The sequence below is a fragment of the Mesorhizobium sp. B2-4-17 genome (assembly GCF_006441275.1).
In the GTDB taxonomy this organism is placed as follows: Bacteria; Pseudomonadota; Alphaproteobacteria; order Rhizobiales; family Rhizobiaceae; genus Mesorhizobium.
The window spans coordinates 351,845-370,497 of the sequence record NZ_VFUX01000002.1 but is presented as its reverse complement, the minus strand read 5'-3'; the positions used below and the strand labels follow the sequence as shown (position 1 = coordinate 370,497).

Annotated in this window: 17 protein-coding genes, 1 tRNA gene and 1 pseudogene; 12 read left to right on the top strand and 7 right to left on the bottom strand. The window is 61.0% G+C overall.

Annotation, left to right across the window (positions count from 1 at the left end; translation table 11 throughout):
* Positions 1-57: 57 nt before the first annotated feature.
* The 3 genes from FJ548_RS03455 to FJ548_RS03445 all read right to left on the bottom strand — a co-directional run bounded on the left by FJ548_RS03455 (position 58) and on the right by FJ548_RS03445 (position 2,700).
* Complete coding sequence (locus FJ548_RS03455) at positions 58-1,068, bottom strand: site-specific integrase (RefSeq protein ID WP_246678546.1); 1,011 nt, start codon at positions 1,066-1,068, stop codon at positions 58-60.
* Between the two features lie 241 nt (positions 1,069-1,309).
* The gene (locus tag FJ548_RS03450; RefSeq protein WP_140776809.1) at positions 1,310-2,470 is read right to left on the bottom strand and encodes a porin; all 1,161 of its coding nucleotides are present in this window, start codon (positions 2,468-2,470) and stop codon (positions 1,310-1,312) included.
* A gap of 139 nt (positions 2,471-2,609) precedes the next feature.
* Positions 2,610-2,700, bottom strand: a tRNA-Ser gene (locus FJ548_RS03445).
* 450 nt (positions 2,701-3,150) lie between these two features.
* Between FJ548_RS03445 and FJ548_RS03440 the strand changes: the two genes are divergently transcribed.
* Entirely contained in the window at positions 3,151-4,338 is a 1,188-nt protein-coding gene (locus FJ548_RS03440) for a porin (RefSeq protein ID WP_140699745.1), read from the top strand.
* Between the two features lie 396 nt (positions 4,339-4,734).
* Here FJ548_RS03440 and FJ548_RS03435 read toward each other — a convergent pair.
* Together FJ548_RS03435 and FJ548_RS03430 are read right to left on the bottom strand one after the other, a co-directional pair.
* Positions 4,735-5,253: pseudogene (locus tag FJ548_RS03435) on the bottom strand (transposase); the annotation flags it as partial.
* 77 nt (positions 5,254-5,330) lie between these two features.
* On the bottom strand, positions 5,331-7,010 hold the full coding sequence (locus tag FJ548_RS03430; protein WP_140611138.1) for a sulfotransferase: 1,680 nt from the start codon (positions 7,008-7,010) through the stop codon (positions 5,331-5,333).
* 277 nt (positions 7,011-7,287) lie between these two features.
* On the opposite strand from FJ548_RS03430, the gene FJ548_RS03425 reads away from it, so the two are divergent.
* The 8 genes from FJ548_RS03425 (at position 7,288) to FJ548_RS03390 (ending at position 15,371) form a co-directional block, all read left to right on the top strand.
* Positions 7,288-8,400, top strand: a complete 1,113-nt coding sequence (locus FJ548_RS03425) for a pyridoxal phosphate-dependent aminotransferase (RefSeq protein WP_140776807.1) — start codon at positions 7,288-7,290, stop codon at positions 8,398-8,400.
* A 192-nt stretch (positions 8,401-8,592) separates the two neighbouring features.
* Positions 8,593-8,877 carry an acylphosphatase gene (locus FJ548_RS03420; RefSeq protein WP_140611142.1) on the top strand — a complete coding sequence of 95 codons (285 nt, stop codon included), beginning with the start codon at positions 8,593-8,595 and terminating at the stop codon, positions 8,875-8,877.
* 67 nt (positions 8,878-8,944) lie between these two features.
* A complete protein-coding gene (locus tag FJ548_RS03415) occupies positions 8,945-9,589 on the top strand; it encodes a TetR/AcrR family transcriptional regulator (RefSeq protein WP_140611144.1) in 645 nt (214 codons plus the stop codon).
* Positions 9,558-10,721, top strand: coding sequence for an isovaleryl-CoA dehydrogenase (locus tag FJ548_RS03410; protein WP_140611146.1), 1,164 nt, complete (start codon positions 9,558-9,560; stop codon positions 10,719-10,721). The genes FJ548_RS03415 and FJ548_RS03410 overlap by 32 nt, the downstream gene beginning before the upstream one ends.
* A gap of 1 nt (position 10,722) precedes the next feature.
* Positions 10,723-12,330: a carboxyl transferase domain-containing protein gene (locus tag FJ548_RS03405; RefSeq protein ID WP_140776805.1), complete on the top strand. Its 1,608-nt coding sequence runs from the start codon at positions 10,723-10,725 to the stop codon at positions 12,328-12,330.
* A 1-nt stretch (position 12,331) separates the two neighbouring features.
* The gene (locus FJ548_RS03400; protein WP_140761153.1) at positions 12,332-12,862 is read left to right on the top strand and encodes an O-acetyl-ADP-ribose deacetylase; all 531 of its coding nucleotides are present in this window, start codon (positions 12,332-12,334) and stop codon (positions 12,860-12,862) included.
* Positions 12,863-12,982: 120 nt separating this feature from the next.
* Positions 12,983-13,357, top strand: coding sequence for a hypothetical protein (locus FJ548_RS03395; RefSeq protein WP_181165677.1), 375 nt, complete (start codon positions 12,983-12,985; stop codon positions 13,355-13,357).
* Between the two features lie 49 nt (positions 13,358-13,406).
* Positions 13,407-15,371: an acetyl/propionyl/methylcrotonyl-CoA carboxylase subunit alpha gene (locus FJ548_RS03390; protein WP_140776803.1), complete on the top strand. Its 1,965-nt coding sequence runs from the start codon at positions 13,407-13,409 to the stop codon at positions 15,369-15,371.
* A gap of 68 nt (positions 15,372-15,439) precedes the next feature.
* On the opposite strand, the gene FJ548_RS03385 is transcribed toward FJ548_RS03390, so the two are convergent.
* Positions 15,440-16,561, bottom strand: a complete 1,122-nt coding sequence (locus tag FJ548_RS03385; RefSeq protein ID WP_140699771.1) for a branched-chain amino acid ABC transporter substrate-binding protein — start codon at positions 16,559-16,561, stop codon at positions 15,440-15,442.
* 427 nt (positions 16,562-16,988) lie between these two features.
* Entirely contained in the window at positions 16,989-17,255 is a 267-nt protein-coding gene (locus tag FJ548_RS03380) for a sel1 repeat family protein (protein WP_140611157.1), read from the bottom strand.
* Between the two features lie 439 nt (positions 17,256-17,694).
* On the opposite strand from FJ548_RS03380, the gene FJ548_RS03375 reads away from it, so the two are divergent.
* The 3 genes from FJ548_RS03375 to FJ548_RS03370 all read left to right on the top strand — a co-directional run bounded on the left by FJ548_RS03375 (position 17,695) and on the right by FJ548_RS03370 (position 18,647).
* Positions 17,695-18,036, top strand: coding sequence for a DUF2147 domain-containing protein (locus FJ548_RS03375; RefSeq protein ID WP_140611159.1), 342 nt, complete (start codon positions 17,695-17,697; stop codon positions 18,034-18,036).
* A gap of 219 nt (positions 18,037-18,255) precedes the next feature.
* Entirely contained in the window at positions 18,256-18,411 is a 156-nt protein-coding gene (locus tag FJ548_RS29745) for a hypothetical protein (RefSeq protein ID WP_181165678.1), read from the top strand.
* A 41-nt stretch (positions 18,412-18,452) separates the two neighbouring features.
* A complete protein-coding gene (locus FJ548_RS03370) occupies positions 18,453-18,647 on the top strand; it encodes a hypothetical protein (protein ID WP_140611161.1) in 195 nt (64 codons plus the stop codon).
* The last annotated feature ends 6 nt before the right edge of the window (positions 18,648-18,653 follow it).

Genomic DNA, 18,653 nt, shown 5'->3' with positions numbered 1-18,653 from the left:
CATGTTCGATCCAACCGAATGCTGGAACTATCTCAAACAGGCAGGCTACGTTGCATGTTAATCGCCCGATGCTCTAGGTGCCTTGTCAGGTGTCTTGGCGGGAGCTGCCGGGACGACCAAATCGCTATCGGCACCGCTGCTCCGAGGCGTTTCGAGCACGGTGACGCAACCATCGAGATCATTGGTGGCCAGGTGCGCGTAGCGCATGGTCATCGACAGCGTCTGGTGGCCGAGCCACATCTGGACGCGCCTGATGTCTATGCCGCCCTGGACAAGACGCGAGGCGCAAGTGTGGCGCAAGATATGCGGCACGACCTGGTCGTCAGCACCAAGGCCCACTTCGGCTTTCGCCTCGTTCCAGATTGCACGGTACTGGGCCTGGCTCAATTTGGTGAACGGGCCTTTGGGCCGGCGCCCCTCGGTCGGGGGCAGCTTGATGACTTCCTTGACCCGCTCGGTCATCGGAATGGTGCGGCTACGGCCGGACTTGGTGATCCAGAAACTGACCCGATGTTCCTGGATGTCGTTCCAGATCAGCCCGAGCGCCTCGCCAAGACGGCATCCGCTGTCGACCAGGAAAACGGAAAGCCGGTAAGCGTCTTCGCTGCGGCTCCTGGTGGCAGCAAACAGCCTCGCCTCTTCGTCTCTTTCAAGGAAGCGAATCCGTCCCGCCCGCTCCTTCTGGCGGCGGAACTCGGGCAGGCTGTGGATGTCTCCCATCTTGTAGGCCTTGCGCAGCAGTTTGCTAAGGGCAGCCATCTTTCGATTGATGGTTGCGTTGCTGTTGCCGCGCTGGCGCAAGGTGCCGATAAGGTTATCCAGGGTACTCTGGTCAAAGGCGCTGAAACGCTCCCCAAGGAGGAGCTCATCTATTTCGCCGATGAAAGAGCTGACATTATATTTATGCCGCCCATCATCCCACAATATGTCTCGATACGCCGAAAAAAGCTCTCCGACCCGATACGACTTTACTTCTCTGATCTCGTTGTAGGTGTATTTGATCTTCGAAGAAGAGAACGCCGTAAAATAGTCAGAGGGCACACCCTCTTGAATCGCTTCGTTGGTCATTATTGTCCACACCCCCGAGTGGATAGATCAGCCCTATCCGCTTGGAAGCGTCCTTTCAAGAGATTAAATCACGCGGTCGTGATCTCATCCGCCCATCTGCGGATCCCACGAAATCGTCCCGCGGATTAGTTCAGCTATCGATTCCCCCTGTTCCTTGCGTTTGCGTTGACCCAGTCACGAAACAAAAACAGCCCGGGCGTTTGTGCGCCCGGGCTGGATTTCACCTGTAAGGAACCAGCCCTTAGAAGGAGCGCTGGAAGCGGAGGATGCCGCCGACGCTGTTCTTCTTGGTGGCGCCGGTCCAGTTGGAGTTGTCCGGCTGACCGAACCTGCCGTCATGGAGGTAGTCAACTTCGCCAGTGACCTTCAGGCCGGGAACAACCTCATAGGCAACGTTAGCCGCAACGCCGTAGTTCTTAAACTGATCACCCGACACCTGGAGGTTGAGCGCAGTCTTCTCGTTGACCTTGTAGGTGCCGCCAGCCCAGAACGCCCAGTGGCCGCCCCACTGCTTGTAGAAGCCGCGATCATAACCCGAGTCGGTCAGGTGGCTGTCGGTACCGTAGCCGCCGATGACAAACAGCGACAGTGCGCTGGACACGTTTACGTCCAAGCGAACCTTGCCGGCGAACTCGTCGTAGTTGCTGTCGTAAGAAGCGACGCCGCTGATGCCGCCCCAGCCCTGCGTCCACTTCACGCCGCCGACGACATGCGGAACGTAACTGTCGATCGTGCCGACAGCTTCCAAGCCTGAGCCGTCACCAGCACCTTCTTCGAGAGAGACCACGGCCGAGAAGCCGTTGCCTGCGTCGAAGTAATACTGGACGACATTGGTGTCGAAGTCGCCATAGGGAACGAGCGTGTCGTTGATGACGTCGCCGGCGTAGCCGATGAACGTATTGAAGGCCGACTCGTCCTTACCGACGCGGAGGCCACCAAGTTGGATCCAGGCAAAGTTCAGCGATGCGCCCTTATTGTGGGCGGGGTCGACGCCGGTGCCGCTACCATTGGTGAAGTCGCCTTGGCCATTGCCGAAGTTGAAGCGGGTCTCGGTGTAGGTCTTCAGGGTGCCGAGTTCGGTTTCCTGGCCGGTGTAGGTCCTCAGCGTAAAGCGGGCATTCTTGGCCCAGGTGCCCTGGTCCTTGCCGCTCCGCACGTCATTTTGCCGAGCGCCGTCGAACGAGCCGACATCGCCGCCGCTCATATCGTAACGGACGTAGCCGCTGATACGCAGGCAGGTTTCGGTGCCGGGGATGTAGAAGTAGCCAGCGCCGTAGACGTCGCAGATCTTGACGTATTCAGCGGGTTCCGGCTCGGCGACGACGACGGCGTCGGCGGCGCGCGCACCGGAAACTGCGATCAGGGCCGCAGCGGAGCCAAGAAGAAGGCTCTTGATGTTCATTTTCTGACCTCCAGTCAGAATCGAACGAAACAGCGGCCCGAAAGGCGTCGGGCGAAGCTGTTGGAACGGCTTCGTTTCTGCATATCCCTTTGTTATTGCAGGAACATCGCGGAGGCTGCACGAGTGCTGCGAAGCAGGATGGCGGAGAGGATGGGATTCGAACCCACGAGAAGCTTTTGACCTCTACTCCCTTAGCAGGGGAGCGCCTTCGACCACTCGGCCACCTCTCCGTTGCGCCGCTGGATAAAGAAAAGCGCCGGCACAATCAACAAGCCCGCGCCATTATGTGGAAAAATAACAACGCGCCGGACCGCGATTCTGCGCGATGCGGCGGTTCTGCGGCAATTCCCTGGCTGGCGACTCGGGACACCGCCATGATTCCGTCGGCCGATCGCCGGATTTGGCGGGAAATCGCCGGTTGCGGCGGGCCTGATGGTTAACGAGAGCTTTCTGAGTGAGGCCAAATCGTGTCATTTGTGCAACAACGCTAGGGGATAGCAGCCGAACAGCCCTTTCGCCGGTACGATCGTTGTTGAACGCCGCCGCCTCATGGGTAATGTCGTGTTCGAAGGAGCGGCGCGGTGCGCATCTTTTTCGGTAGTGGGGATGGGGCAGGGAACGCTGTCCTTCAGCAAAGAATACCCAGACCCGTTTTTTAACTTTTGACTGGAGGTCAGAAAATGAACATCAAGAGCCTTCTTCTTGGCTCCGCTGCGGCCCTGATCGCAGTTTCCGGTGCGCGCGCCGCCGACGCCGTCGTCGTCGCCGAGCCGGAACCCGCTGAATACGTCAAGATCTGCGACGTCTACGGCGCTGGCTACTTCTACATCCCCGGCACCGAAACCTGCCTGCGCATCGGCGGCTACGTCCGTTACGATATCGGCCTTGGCGACGTCGGCTCGTTCGACGGCGCGAGGTCAGTCGACCACCAGGATGGCGACATCCACAACACCTGGTTCAAGCATACGCGCTTCACGCTGAAGACCTGGACCGGCCAGGAAACCGAGCTCGGCACGTTGAAGACCTACACCGAGACCCGCTTCAACTTCGGCAACCACAACCGCGGCGCCTCCTTCACTCCGGCTACTACTTTGGCTCCCGCCGTGGTTAACGACAATCCGGCCGGCAACAGCGGCATTTCGCTGAACTTCGCCTGGATCCAGCTCGGCGGTCTCCGTGTCGGTAAGGACGAATCGGCCTTCGATACGTTCATCGGCTATGCCGGCAACGTCATCAACGACACGATCGTCCCCTATGGCGACTTCGACACCAATGTCGTCCAGTATTACTTCGACGCCGGCAACGGCTTCTCGGCCGTGGTCTCGCTCGAAGAAGGCTCCGGCACTGTCGGCACCATCGACAGCTATGTTCCGCATGTCGTCGGCGGTGTGAAGTGGACGCAAGGCTGGGGTGCGATCAGCGGCGTCGTTGCTTATGACAGCAACTACGAAGAAGCCGCCGGCAAGGTCCGCCTGGACGTGAACGTCAATGACGCGATCTCGCTGTTCGCCATGTTCGGCTACGGCTCGGACAACAACCTCAATGACCCGGCCAACGTGATTTCGGCGCGTGGCCGCGGCTTCTACAAGCAATGGGGCGGCAACTGGGCCTGGTGGGCCGGCGGCACGTACAAGTTCAACGAGAAGACCGCGTTCAACCTCCAGGTGTCGGGTGACGACGACAAGAACTACGGCGTTGCGGCGAACGTTACCTACGACATCGTTAAAGGCTTCACGGTCACGGCCGAAGTTGACTACGACCACTATGGTCGCTTCGACGATCCGGCCAGCTTCACCAACGTCAACTGGACCGGCGCCGACAAAAAGAACAGCGTCGGCGGCATGCTCCGCTTCCAGCGCTCGTTCTAATCAGCAGCGTCTGACTGAAATCGAACCCGGCGGGCAACCGCCGGGTTTTTTCATATTAGGCGACGCGATTATCTGGATCGAGGTCGCGCGAGCGACAGTCCAGGGCTTCGTCATCCTAGCGCGGAGCGGTAGCGACGCGAACCGCGCAGGCCCGGCAGTTCATGCCTTGGCCCGCGAGTGCAGCCGCGGCACGGGATATTGCGCGGCGCCCGAGGGACAGCCCCTCTGGCCTGCCCGCCCTCCGCAGCGGCGGCGCAGCTGCTGCGAAGGGGCGAGAAGGAACTCGACGCAGGGTACCCGGTTCTGGACCACTGGGCCGTTCGGCAAAGTCACAGGATCCAGGGTCTGCGCTCCGCTTCGCTTGGGGTCCGGACTCGGCAGGGTAGCGACGGAGCAAAGGCCCGAAAAGAAGTTTTGCGCGAGCTTGTCGTATCGCGTGGCGATGCGACGCCAGTCTTGAGCCTGCAGAAACAGCGCTCGACGGCGTTGCGGTTCTTGTAAGCCATCATGCAATCAGCAGTGTTGCCGGGCGTGAGGATGAGCGCCCAAGGTCGGCAGGATTCGTCGATTATCGCGTGAATCTTGCTGTTTGGCCGCCTTTCGTGAGGCCTATCGCCTGAAAATCGGCTCCCTTTTCCGCCGTGAGCGCAGCGGTGAACCTTTACACGGCTGGAATCCAAGGCCGCCTGTTCAGGCGGATCGTCAGGCGTGGCGACGCTTTCGAATATCTTTTGCCAAACTCCCTCTCTCCACCGCGCAAAGCGGTTGTAGACCGTCTTGTGCGGACCAGTCCTTCGGGGAATCCTGCCAGCGGCAGCCGATCGTCATGACGTTTGTCGGCAAATGCGAGACAATCTTCGCCCACTGCTCATCGTTGACCAAAACAAGCTCGCATCCACCGCCTTGATCCCCCAACTTTCGATCAAGCCATTGAATCAGATGAACCTTGTTTGGGTCTAGACCCTAGGATGATGAAGCGATGCAAATGTTTGTTAAACCTCAGCCAAATCTCCCAAAGCGTCGATCAACGGCTGAATCTCGCTTTCGTAATTCTTCCATCGCTTGACGGAGGACTTGTAGATCGGCTGGCGAACCTGCCAGCGGCTGTAGGTATTTACCGAGCTGTCCCTATCAAAGAAGCGCAGGCAGGCGTTGTCCCATGGCAAGCCAAGATAATCTATGAGACGACGCGACTGCTCCTCTTGGTTTTCAATCAACGTCTCATAGCGATTTTCAAAGATGCGACCCGGAAGAACTTTTGTCCAATGCCGCATCAGACGATCATACTCGCGGTAGTAAAGACCTAGCGTCTGAAGGTCGGCGCTGTAGCTGTGCGCTGTACTGAATTGCAGAACAAAGCAGGAGACACAATTGTCGATGGCATCGCGACGACAATGAATGATGCGTGCATTGGTAAAAAGAATGCCGACCAGGCCGATCAGCTCGAAATTGTGGGGCATCTTGTCTACGATTCGAAGCGCGTCAGGCGCTCGCCGACGTAGGTAGGCAAGATGTTCTGCTGCCAGCATCTTGGTCAGTTCGGGAGTAATCGTCGTGACCGATTTGCCGGGGTCTGTCTCGGAGCTGCCCTTGAGGCCGATCCCATTGGCCATCCGTCTGAGCTTGCTGAGTTCGCCGGCGCCATGAACATTGGGATGGCTGGCACAGATCTGTTCGGTCAGTGTCGTTCCCGAGCGAGGCATGCCGACAACGAATACAGGCACCTCCGACGGGCTGCCATGAGCCGCCATTGAGGCCACCATTTCCGGAGTGAAAGTTTCGATCATGGCATCCACCCACCGGCGGTAGTTTTCCAGATCGAATTTTTGGCCTCCGGCTTGATTTCCTTTCTTGAAGTGGTCCATCGCCTCATTGTAGTGACGGAGGTCGTTGAGCAACTTTCCAGCCGCGTGATGGAGCGCTGCCGCTCCTTGCGCTCCATGGGCCGGGTCTCGAAGTTCCGTCAGGATTGCCGTGAGTTCCGGCGGCTCTTCGGTGAATTTGCGCGTGTGTACAAGTGCGTTGTACGCGTTTGGCACGGCAATGCGCCTTTCTACTGCCTCTTTCAGATGAACCGCGGCTTCGTCCATACGACCGAGACTTGCGAGCGCGTGGGGCAGCCCCATCCGGGCGAGAGGATGATCACGATTGATCTTGAGCGCCTTCTCGAAGAGCGGCAGCGCCATTTCTCCTTTGTCAAACGCATTGTAAGCATTACCCAAGGCACAAAGCGCTTCCACCAGATCCGGCTTCAATGCCAAGGCCTGCTGAATGTGCTTAATCGCCGGCGTAAATTCGCTGAGCTTCAAATAAATCTCGCCGAGGCTAAGGTGGTAGTAAGGGTTTCCAGGCTCTTCGCCGACCGCCCTGGCGAAATATCGCAAAGCTTTCTCGTCGTCGTAGCCGAGGCCGAGCGTTCCCAGGATATAGAGAGCCAACGGATGGTTCGGCGTGCGCGCCAACACGTGCTGGCAGAGTTCCTCTGCCTCAGCCAATCGTTCAGCTTTCTGGAGTTCTAGCGCCTGCCGCAGTGCCATATCGTCGGAATGGCCGCGAGCTGAACCGGCTTTTGGCTGCCTTTGCGGTGGTGCAGTTTTCGGCGATACGACCTTGCGCGATGTAGACTGGGTTTTGAGGTGCTTTGCCCAAGCGGGCGGCAATCGATTGCTCATTGTATTTCGCTAGCAAAAGCGGCAGGAGGAATCCAGTCGGAGCATGCAGTTTGTGTCGCGGACGAGACATCGCCCATGGCGAAAAACGGTATCGTCAGGTAGGCTGGGCAGCCACGTCTTGGGTTCCGTTCATCGAGACACGCCTAGGCGGCATTCGCCGAGCACATCGACAGGCGGCGTAGCCCTGTCAACTATGTCCATTTCCGCTTCTTATGCAACTTGCACCCACCTTTCACTCACGCTAGCAAGAAGCTCCCTTTCCACGCGAGCTTCCGTCATGCACTTGCGCCCTCCCCTCTCGCCGGTCATTGCCGCGCTTCCCTCGACCGTGCCGTTCGTCGGCCCGGAAGCACAGGAGCGTGAGCGCGGGCGGGCTTTCCGCGCCCGTATCGGCGCCAATGAGAGCAGTTTTGGCCCTTCGCAGCGTGTGATCGCTCGCATGGAGAGGGTCGCGCGTGATCAGTGGATGTATTGTGACCCCGACAATTACGATCTCAAGGTAGCGGCCGCGGCGCATCACGACGTGGCAGTCGAGAATGTCGTTGTCGGTGAAGGCATAGACGGGCTGCTCAGCCTGGTGGCGCGCATGTATGTGGCGCCAGGCGATGCCGTGGTCACCTCGCTCGGCGCCTATCCAACCTTCAACTTCCATGTTGCCGGCGTCGGCGGGCGGCTGGTCACGGTCCCTTATGAGGACGACAGGGAAAGCCTGGATGGCCTGCTGCCGGCGGTCGTCAAGCAGAAGGCGCCGCTGGTCTATCTGTCCAATCCCGACAATCCGATGGGCAGTTGGTGGGAAGCCGATGAGATCATCCGCTTCATCGAGGCGCTGCCGGAAACCACGATGCTGGTGCTCGACGAGGCCTATGGCGAATTGGGGCCGGCCTCGGCTTTGCCGCCGATCGATGTCTCGCGCCCGAACGTCATCCGCATGCGTACCTTTTCAAAGGCATATGGGCTTGCCGGCATACGCTGCGGCTACGCCGTGGCGGAAGCCGAGGTCATCCGCGACTTCGAGAAGATCCGCAACCACTACGGCGTCAGCCGCATGGCGCAGATCGCCGGTGTCGAGGCGCTTGCCGATCAGGCCTATCTCGAGACGGTAGTGGCGCGGGTGGCTGCCGGGCGCCGCCGCATCGCGGCCATCGCCGAGCAGAACGGCTTGAAGCCGCTTGCCTCGGCCACCAATTTCGTCACCATCGACTGCGGCCATGACGGTGCCTTCGCGCTGAAATTGCTGCAGGGGCTGCTGTCGCGCGACGTGTTTATCCGCAAGCCGATGGCGCCAAGGCTCGACCGCTGCATCCGCGTCAGTGTCGGCCTCGACCACGAACTGGACATTTTCGCCGAGGAACTGCCCGGCGCGCTGGCGGCGGCGCACGGAAACTAGCGCGTTTCCAAGCGCCCGGAAGCCATCGCTGCCGGGCAGATGTGCTGGTATATGCGACAAACTCCGCGGCTTCCCTGATGGCCGGCCGGGCGGCCCGCCCGCGTCCCATGGCTCATCAATTTGATGGCCATAATCCCGTCAGCAGTTGCCTTCGTTCGATCCTGCGCCAGACTCTAGGCAAGGGAGTGAGCAATGGATGACCGGACAAGAGCAGTGCAGGCGCGCGTGTACGGCAAGGTGCAAGGTGTCGGCTACAGGATCTGGGCGCGAGGTGAAGCGACTGGACTTGGGCTGTTGGGCTGGGTTCGCAACGAAAGAGACGGCTCGGTGACGGCGTGGCTTTCCGGGGCTGACGCGGCGATTTCAGCCATGGTCGAACGGCTTTGGCAAGGCCCGGCAGGCTCAGCGGTCTCAAGGGTAGATGTGGAGGAACTCGAGAGATGGACCGCGCCTGGAGACTTCAGGATTGTCGCATAGGCAGTCTTAAGTTATCCTTGAATTAATTGAACGTTCGTTTTATTATTGCCGCCCTGACGAGGCAACCATGGCGCGCACCACAGGATCGGACGGCGAACGAACCGAGGCGGCAGTCCGCGAGGCGGCGGTCAACCTGATCGCACGCTACGGCTATGAGGCGATGTCGATGCGCCGGCTGGCCGCCGAGGTCGGCGTGCAGGCCGCCGCGCTCTACCGCTATTTCCCGACCAAGGAAGACCTGCTGTTCACGCTGATGCGCGAGCATATGGAAGGGCTTAGCCAGGCTTGGGAAAACGCCAGGCCGGACCATGCCGATCCGATCGCGCAGCTTGCTGCCTATGTGCGCAATCACATCACTTTCCACATCGAGCGCCGGCACGCCACGCATGTGTCGAACATGGAGTTGCGCAGCTTGTCGCCCGACAGGCTGACGCAGATCCTGCGCCTGCGCACAGCCTACGAAAAGGAGCTGCGCGCCATCCTGCGCGACGGCGCCGAGGCGGGCACCTTCAATGTCGAGGACACCGGGCTGACGGCCATGGCGCTGATCCAGATGATGACCGGCGTCATCGTCTGGTTTCGCCCGGGCGAGCGGCTATCGATCACTGAAGTGACGGCGACATATCTTTCAATGACAATGCGCCTGGTCGGCGCCAGGATCGGCGGTGCGGAGGAACGGCATGTATACGAACACGCTCAGCTTCGGGCATGACGAGGAGATCGAAGCGCTGCGCGACATGGTGCGGCGCTTTGCCCAGGACAGGATCGCGCCTGTTGCCGCCGACATCGACCGGTCGAATGAATTCCCGGCGCATCTATGGCGCGAACTCGGCTCACTCGGCCTGCTCGGCATCACCGCCGACCCCGATTTTGGCGGCAGCGGCATGGGCTATCTCGCCCATGTGATCGCGGTCGAGGAGATTTCGCGGGCCTCGGCATCGGTCGGCCTGTCCTATGGCGCTCACTCCAATCTCTGCGTCAACCAGATCAACCGCTGGGCAACGCCGGCGCAAAAGGAGAAATTCCTGCCGCCGCTGTGCTCGGGCGAGCGTGTCGGCGCGCTGGCCATGTCGGAATCCGGCGCCGGCTCCGACGTTGTCTCGCTCAAGCTGCGCGCCGAGAAGCGCAATGACCGCTATGTGCTCAACGGCACCAAGATGTGGATCACCAACGGCCCGGACGCTGAAACGCTGGTCGTCTATGCCAAGACCGATCCCGAACGGCAATCGCGCGGCATCACCGCCTTTATCGTCGAAAAGGCGATGGCCGGATTCTCCGTGGCGCAAAAGCTCGACAAGCTCGGCATGCGCGGCTCCAACACCGGAGAGCTCGTGTTCGAGAATGTCGAGGTTCCCTTCGACAATGTCCTGCACGAGGAAGGGCGCGGCGTCGAAGTGCTGATGTCGGGCCTCGACTACGAGCGCACGGTGCTCGCCGGCGGCCCGATCGGCCTGATGGCCGCGTGCCTGGACGTGGCTATCCCCTACGTGCATGAGCGCAAGCAGTTCGGCCAGCCGATCGGCGAGTTCCAGTTGGTGCAAGGCAAGCTTGCCGACATGTACACGGTTATGAACGCCGCGCGCGCCTATGTCTATGCCGTGGCCGCGGCCTGCGACCGCGGCCAGACAACCCGCAAGGATGCCGCTGGCTGCGTGCTGTTCGCCGCCGAGAGGGCAACGCAGATGGCGCTCGATGCCATCCAGCTGCTCGGCGGCAATGGCTATATCAACGACTATCCGACCGGCCGCCTGCTGCGCGACGCCAAGCTCTACGAGATCGGTGCCGGCACCAGCGAAATTCGCCGCTGGCTGATCGGCCGCGAGATCATGGCGGAAGGGGTGTGATATGGCCGTCCTTCAAACCCAGATTTCACCCTCTTCCGAAACTTTTCGCGCCAATGCCGAACGCATGCGCGAACTGGTCGCCGACGTCGCCGAAAAAGCCGCCGCCGTCGAGCGCGGCGGCTCGGACGAGGCGCGCGAGCGGCACATCTTCCGTGGCAAGCTGTTGCCTCGCGAACGCCTCGCACAATTGCTCGATACCGGGTCGCCCTTCCTCGAGATCGGACAGTTCGCCGCGTGGTCGATGTATGGCGAGGACATCTCCTCGGCCGGCATCATCGCCGGCATCGGCCGTGTCGAAGGCACCGAGGTGATGGTCGTCGTCAACGATGCCACGGTGAAGGGCGGCACCTATTATCCGCTGACGGTAAAAAAGCATCTGCGCGCGCAGGAGATCGCGCTGCAGAACAATTTGCCCTGCATCTATCTGGTCGACAGCGGCGGCGCCAATCTGCCCAACCAGGACGAGGTGTTTCCCGACCGCGAGCATTTCGGCCGCATCTTCTACAACCAGGCCAATATGTCGGCGGCCGGCATCCCTCAGATCGCCTGCGTCATGGGTTCCTGCACGGCCGGGGGCGCCTATGTGCCGGCGATGTCGGACGAGACGATCATGGTGCGCAACCAGGCGACCATCTTCCTTGGCGGCCCTCCGTTGGTGAAGGCGGCCACCGGCGAGGATGTCAGCGCCGAGGATCTGGGCGGCGCGGACGTGCACACACGGCTTTCCGGCGTCGCAGACCATTATGCGATGGACGACGAACATGCCCTCGCCATCTGCCGTCGCATCGTCAAGAACCTGAATCGGAACAAGGCCGTAAGCCTGAACTTACACAAACCGATTCCGCCACTTCATCCGACGGACGAGCTCTATGGCGTGGTGCCGACCGACCTGCGCCAGCCTTATGATGTGCGCGAGGTCATTGCCCGCCTTGTCGACGGCTCCGAGTTCGATGAGTTCAAGCAGAACTACGGCACGACACTGATCACCGGCTTCGCCCATCTCCATGGCATGCCGGTCGGGATCATCGCCAACAACGGCGTGCTGTTTTCCGAAAGCGCGCTGAAGGGCGCGCATTTCATCGAACTGTGCTGCCAGCGCAGGATTCCGCTGGTCTTCCTGCAGAACATCACCGGCTTCATGGTCGGCAAGAAATACGAGGCTGGCGGCATCGCCAAGGACGGCGCCAAGCTGGTCATGGCCGTTGCCACCGCCAGCGTGCCGAAGGTGACCGTCATCATCGGCGGTTCGTTCGGCGCCGGCAATTACGGCATGTGCGGCCGCGCCTACTCGCCGCGTTTCCTGTGGATGTGGCCTAACGCGCGCATCTCGGTGATGGGCGGCGAACAGGCGGCAACCGTGCTCGCCATGGTCAAGCGCGAAGGCATCGAGCGCAAGGGCGGCGCGTGGAGCGCGGAGGATGAGGCTAAGTTCAAGAAGCCGATCCTGATGAAATACGAACATGAGGGCCATCCGCTCTACTCGTCCGCCCGCCTCTGGGACGACGGCATCATCGACCCGGCGAAGACGCGCGAAGTGCTGGCACTGAGCCTTTCCGCGGCACTCAACGCCGAAATCGAGGAGACGCGCTTCGGCGTGTTCAGGATGTGAGATGAGGCAGGCGCTGGACAGGATCCGCATCCGCACCGGCGACATCACGAAGCTGGATGTCGACGCCATCGTCAATGCCGCCAACACCTCGCTTCTCGGTGGCGGTGGGGTCGATGGCGCCATTCACCGCGCGGCGGGCCGCGAGCTCGAATTCGAGTGCCGGATGCTGAACGGCTGCAACGTTGGCGAGGCCAAGATCACCAAGGGCTATAAACTGCCGGCTCGGCATATCATCCACACGGTCGGGCCAGTCTGGCAAGGCGGCGGCAAGGGCGAAGCCGAACTGCTGACCTCCTGCTACCGGCATTCGCTCGAAATAGCCGTCGCCAATGACTGCCGCTCAGTAGCATTTCCAGCAATCTCGACGGGTGTCTACCGCTATCCGAAAGAGGCTGCGGCCGGAATCGCCGTCGATGCGGTCAGTGACTTCATCGAACGGAGCGCGGTTCCCGAAATCGTTATTTTCTGCTGCTTCGACGAACCAATGGCGGAAATATACCGGCGGGCCCTTGCTGCATTGGGTGACAATTGAACTTTACAAGCCAGACTTTTCGTCCACTCACGACATTGCGAGCCACCCCTGCAGAGCTGGTGGCATCGGAAAAAGTTCGCTATTGCTCATCCTGCACTTTGCAGCGGGGATGGGGAAAAAATGAAACTGAAATATTTTCGGAGGGTTTCCACCTCAATACTTTCGGCATTGCTTCTATTCGCAGCATCTGGCGCGAGCACGGCCGGATCGCTAGCGGGACGCGTGGGAGACAAGCACTTCCCGCCGACTTTGTCGGGAGATCCGAAGTCGCCATGCACAAAGGCCTACAAAGCCTATGTGGCGGCCAGTGGCCATTCCGCCTACGCCACCACGCCATATTCAAGGGTGGTTTCACTGTACATCCTGTGCGGCGCGCGCCTGAATGCGCCATCGCAAAAGGTGGCGGAAGAGCTTGCCATGAAATCCTGCGTGGCCACGCGCGCGCACTACAAAGTAACGAATGGCGGCGCCTGCGAGATCGCCGCCTCGAAATAGGCGCGCGCCCACCAGCATGGCGCCGCCCGACGCAAATCCGGGAGGCTCCATGTTCAGCAAAATCCTGATCGCCAATCGGGGCGAGATCGCTTGCCGTGTCATTCGCACGGCCCGGAAGCTGGGCGTGCACACCGTCGCTATCTATTCGGATGCCGACGCCAAGGCCCTGCATGTCGAGATGGCGGATGAGGCGGTTCATATCGGCCCCTCGCCCGTCGGCGAGAGCTACCTGCGCGGCGACAGGATTGTCGCGGCCACCCTGGCGACGGGCGCGCAGGCGATCCATCCCGGCTACGGCTTCCTGTCGGAAAACCCTGATTTCGTCGACCAGGTGGTTGCGGCAGGCCTCACCTTCATCGGTCCGTCGGCGGCCTCGATCCGCGCCATGGGGCTGAAGGACGCCGCCAAGCGGCTGATGGAGAAAGCCGGCGTTCCGGTCGTGCCGGGCTATCATGGCGAGGCGCAGGAAATCGTGCTGCTCGCCTCCAAGGCACGCGAGATCGGCTATCCCGTGCTGATCAAGGCGCGCGCGGGCGGCGGCGGCAAGGGCATGCGGCGCGTCGAGCATCCCGATGATTTCTCCGAGGCGCTGTCCAGCGCCCGGCGCGAGGCAAAGGCCGCTTTCGGCGACGACCGCGTGCTGGTCGAGAAGTATGTCGACAAGCCGCGGCACATCGAAGTGCAGGTTTTCGGCGACAACTTCGGCAATGCCGTGCATCTCTACGAACGTGACTGCTCGGCGCAGCGCCGGCACCAGAAGGTGATCGAGGAAGCGCCTGCCCCTGGCATGACGCCGGCTTTGCGCAAGGCGATGACGGAAGCGGCGGTGAAAGCCGCCAAGGCGATCAATTATTCCGGCGCCGGCACCATCGAGTTCATTGTCGACGCCTCGCAAGGACTGAAAGCCGATCGCTTCTGGTTCATGGAAATGAACACGCGCCTGCAGGTCGAGCACCCGGTCACCGAGATGGTGACGGGCACCGATCTGGTCGAGTGGCAGTTGCGGATCGCCAGCGGCGAAAGACTGCCGAAGACACAGAGCGAGATTGCGCTTGCCGGCCATGCCTTCGAAGCGCGCATCTATGCGGAGGATGCGGCACGAGGGTTCCTGCCCGCGACGGGCACGCTGCATCATCTGAAATTTCCCGAGACGGCGCCCGACGGTGCCATGATACGCATCGAGACCGGCGTACGGGCCGGCGATGCGATCTCACCCTATTACGATCCAATGATCGCGAAGCTGATCGTCCACGCAAAAAACAGGCAAGAGGCGCTGAAAGCCCTCGGCGCGGCGCTGTCGCACACCGAAATTGCCGGTTCCACCGTGAACACCGCCTTTCTTGCCGCCCTTGCCGCCGATCCGGATTTTTGTGCGGGCGACGTCGATACCGGCCTGATCGGCAGGCATCAGGATGCACTGACCGGGATCGCGCCGCCAACCGGCGCAACCATCTCGGCAGCCGCCCTCGCCGCCTCCGGTGCCGAGGCATTGCCGCCATCGAACGACCCTTGGTCGTCGCTTTCCGGCTACGCACATTTCCACGGCGTGGCGCGGCGCACGCGGCTGAAATTCGGCGAGGACGATATTCTGGCCAAGGTTTCGGTGCGGGCGGACGGGCGCTTCCAGGTGGCGCTCGATGCACCCTATGACAGCGCCAATTCGCACGACCTGCGCGCCCTTCCTCGCCTCGCCCGCTGGCCTGGCCACGTCACCGTATTCGAAGGCGCTGTCGGCTATGCCTTCGCGGTGCCGGACCCCTTGGCCAAAAGCGATGACGCGGCAGCCGCCTCGGGCAGCCTGCGCGCGCCGATGCCGGGTCTGGTCAAGCTGGTGCGCGCGGCAAAGGGCGATACCGTGATCAAGGGGCAACCGCTGCTGATCCTCGAGGCCATGAAGATGGAGCACAGCATCGCCGCGCCGCATGACGGAGTGATCGCCGAGATCGCCACGGAAGGTGCACAGGTCACCGACGGGACAGTACTTGTCCGCTTCGTCGAGGATCAGAACGCGTAGAGCGCATTGCCGGCACAAAAGAAATGGCCGGGACGACCCGGCCATTTCGTTGGATTCATTACTCGAGATTACTGCGCGATCGGCGCGTACTTGCCGTTATGCCACTGATTGATGTCGTAGCTGGCATTCTTAAGGTCGCCCTTCTCGTCGAAGGTGACTTCACCGACAACGGTGCTGATTGGCTGACCATTCTTCAACGCTTCGGCAACCTTGCCCGGATCGTCGCTGCCGGCGCGCTTGATGCCTTCGGCGAAAGCCTGAACCACGGCGTAGGAGAACAGCGTGAAGCCTTCCGGCACAAAGCCGCCGGCCTTGATCTTCTCGACAGCGGCCTTGGCTTCCGGCTTTGCCTGCGGATCCGACGGGAACACGAACATGGTTCCTTCGCCGGCCGGGCCGGCAACCTGCCAGAACTCCGGCGAAGCGATGGAATCGGGCATGATCAGCTGGAACTTCAGGTTCTGCTCAGCCGACTGACGCAGGATCAGGCCGGCTTCGGGGTGATAGCCGCCGAAATAGACGACATCGGCCTTGAGGTCCTTCAGCTTGGTGACGAGGGCCGAATAGTCCTTCTCGCCGGGATTGATGGCGTCGTAGTACACTTCCTTGAGGCCACCGGCATTCATGGTTGACTTGACGGCATCCGCCACGCCCTGGCCGTAAGCGCTCTTGTCATGCAGGATGACGACGTTCTTGCCGGCATATTTCTTGGCGATCCACGGGCCGATGAAGGCGCCCTGCGCGTCGTCACGTGTGTACAGGCGCATGATTGTCGACCAACCCTTTTTAGCGGCGTCGTCCGTGAGCACCGGGTTCGAGGACGCCGGGCTCATCATCAGCGAGCCCGCTTCGGCATAGACAGCGGACGCCGGAATGCTCGAACCCGAGCAGGCGTGGCCGTCGATGAATTTGACGCCGTTGGCGACGATGCGGTTGGCGACCGACACGGCCTGTTTCGGATCACACTGGTCGTCCTCGATGTCGAGCTTGATCATCGAACCGTTGACGCCGCCTGCGGCATTGATGGCATCGGCGGCGGCCTGCGCGCCCTGCTTGAACTGATCGCCGATGGTGGCGAGCTGTCCGGTCATCGGACCGACCACGGCGAAAGTGATGTCGTCGGCGAGCGCAACCGGCGCACTCATCATCAGCCCGAAAATGGCCGCGCCCAAAATACTCATTCTTTTCATGACAATAGAACTCCTCCACTCGCGCGCGGCCGCCCCGGCCACGCTTCTTCCAGAGAGGCCGGACAATTTCATCCTTCATCGAACCTGTCTAGGCGCATTGACGTCACTCGATTGGGCCTGCATGGCCTCGTCCACGCAAAAAAGCCACGCCAGCCTTGTTCCGGCTGGTCGTGGCTTTTTTGCCTGTCGGCTGCTTCCCCAACCCCCCGCGCCGTGAACCCCACCTTGGCCGTCCCTGTCTTCTATCGGCCCTGATCTTGTCCGAAAGCCGGAGTCCGCTTTTGGCGATCATGGTCCGTCGCGCGGCTGGGCCTGTCGCGCCTGCCGCATTCTTGTTCTTGTCGTTCGACTGTCTGCGCAGCCTTTCCCTGTTGCGGCCCGGCCATCTTGCGCGGCCTTGGCCAATATCTCCCCGTCTGGCGGAAACTCAGTGCATGGTCATCCATTCGCGGGCTTCGCGCAGCGCCCTGGCGATCTCGACCTTCGACATGGCCGCAGACAGTTCCGAGCGCAGTTCCGCGGCGCGGGCCGAACCCTTGATGGCGGCGATGTTGAACCATTTGTGGGCGGCAACGACATCGGTCTCGCAATCGCGGCCGGTCGCATACATCATGCCCAGTTCGAAAAGAATGTCGGCCTGGGCAGTTGCCCCCATGGCGCCGAAGCCTGTTTCCAGCATTTCAAAACGTGCCATTTTAGTCCCCTGTCTGGCTCCCGAGAGCTGCCTCCGTTTGTCTTGTCCGGGCTGCTCTTTCGATGCTTTCGAGAATGCCGCGCAGGCTTGAATCCGTCGTTAAATGGCGTGCTTAATTTGAGGAAAACAAAGCTAAAACAATAGGTAAACGCGAAAATTCGTTAAGGATACGAAGCCAGCAATTCAGCCGGTTTGCGCCAAATTTGACGAAAATTTGCGGGAGCGGAATCAACACTCCGCTAACCACGGGAAACAAACACGAAGCGCCGACCGTTTTTCATTTCCTCTCCGACGAGCCGAATTCAGGCGTTTTCAGAATCCCAAAGTCTTCCGTTGCGGCACCGCTTTTGTTTTGGCGGGAGCTGGATTAGCTTACGTTTGCGTAAGCGGCAGACCGGCGAGGCGGAGCATGCGGCCGGCTATCCATAGGGAGAAGAACATGTTTCGAAAAATGAGCCTGGTCCTTGCAGCCACATTGATCATGGCGGGGACGGCGTGGGCCGATCCGATCGAGGGCAACTGGAAGACGCAAGCCGGCGACACCGCGGCCATTTCAGGCGGCGGCTCATTCTCCATCACGCTCAAGTCCGGCAAATATGCCGGCAAGACCATCGGCTCGCTCAATGCGGCCGGCGACAACAAATATGCCGGCAGCATCACCGATCCGGCAAACGACAAGACCTATTCGGGCAAGGCGACATTGTCGGGCACCTCGCTCAAGATGAGCGGTTGCGTGCTCGGCGGACTGATCTGCAAGAGCCAGACCTGGCACAAGCTCTGATCGACCATTTCCTTGTGACCTCAAAGCGGGGCCTGGCAGGCCCCGCTTTCGTTTGATCGATGCGCTGGCGCCGGCGCTCTATGCGCGGCCTGCCGCCGTCCGAAGGCGGCGGCCAGACGAGATCCCGTCAATCAATTTGAACCGCAGATGAACGCCGGCATCAGAGCCGGTTCAGAGGCATCAGGGCATTCTCCCGCGCATTGAAGGAGACACCACCCCATGCTCGCCCGCCGCTTCACCATCGTCTGCCTGCTGATGAGCCTGTTTGGAATGTTCTTCGCCATCCTCGTCGCCGAAGTGGGCCGTCCGGCGCGCTCCTGGGACGAAGCCACCAGACTCTGCCGCCTCGCCTGCCCGACCAACCTTCGCCATTGAAACCAGAGTATCCGGACCTCGAAAAGAAAAGCTCGGACATCATGGACCGTATCACCGCCAACGCCCTCAAGACCCTTCGGCTTCTGCCGCGGGCGGCGCTCATCCTGATACTTCTGGCCGCCCCGGTCCTGGCCGTGCCGATGATGCGCGCCGATACCGGGTCGACGATCGAGGCGCCGGCGCTGAAGAAGTCCGGCGTGGGGTTGGTTCTGCTGGTCAGCCTGCAGCGGGGATGAAGAAAA